The 277-nt window shown below is 44.8% G+C and carries 1 protein-coding gene; it reads left to right on the top strand.

All coding sequences use genetic code 11. The features are described 5' to 3' along the window. A partial coding sequence (locus tag AAEY62_RS22190; protein WP_350636567.1) for a conjugal transfer protein TraH occupies positions 1–277 on the top strand: 277 nt, incomplete at both ends.

Raw genomic sequence — 277 nt, 5'->3', positions numbered from 1 at the left:
GACTGAATGGTAATAAAGTGACTATTGAGCATCTAATTCATGGGGGTAACGTCGCTATGTACCGATGTGACACAGTGACACAAGACGGTTGTCTGAACCCAACAATCACTAACGTGACTCTTACCGGGTTATCAACTCAGGTAGAAAATTTACTTCTTGGTACAGGTTCTAGTAACGGCATTATTTTTAAATTTGCTCGAAATACAGGGGCTGCTAGCACCACCGAAAAGGCTTTTATGACCTCGGCTCCCGCGAGCATTGGCGGCATGATTCGAAC

This window comes from Pseudoalteromonas sp. GW168-MNA-CIBAN-0100 (assembly GCF_040309225.1).
GTDB classification, from domain to species: domain Bacteria; phylum Pseudomonadota; class Gammaproteobacteria; order Enterobacterales; family Alteromonadaceae; genus Pseudoalteromonas; species Pseudoalteromonas arctica.
Note: the sequence above shows the minus strand (reverse complement) of the source record. Positions and strands in the feature narration are given on the sequence as shown.